Source organism: Belnapia sp. AC561 (assembly GCF_979252845.1).
Map to the genome: position 1 here is coordinate 1 of NZ_CEEDBP010000551.1, position 230 is coordinate 230.

1 protein-coding gene is annotated in these 230 nt (G+C 67.8%); it reads right to left on the reverse strand.

Annotation, left to right across the window (positions count from 1 at the left end; all coding sequences use genetic code 11):
- The coding region (locus AC0IW9_RS32215) for an isocitrate/isopropylmalate family dehydrogenase (protein ID WP_471652337.1) at nt 1-230 on the reverse strand (230 nt) is incomplete at both ends.

Below are 230 nucleotides of genomic sequence, written 5' to 3' on the forward strand. Positions count from 1 at the left end.
GCCGAGATTGGCCGAGGGCGCGACGCCGAGGCCGCCGACCAGCCCGGCGGCGTGGTCCGACAGGATGTCGCCGTTGATGTTGGTCATGACGACGACGTCGAACTGCTCGGGCCGGATGACCCTCTGGTGGGCGCAGTTGTCGACGATCATGTGCTCATGCAGCAGGCCGGGATGGCAGGCGAGCACCGTCTCGCCGACGCGCTTCAGCATGCCCTCGGTCAGCTTCAGGA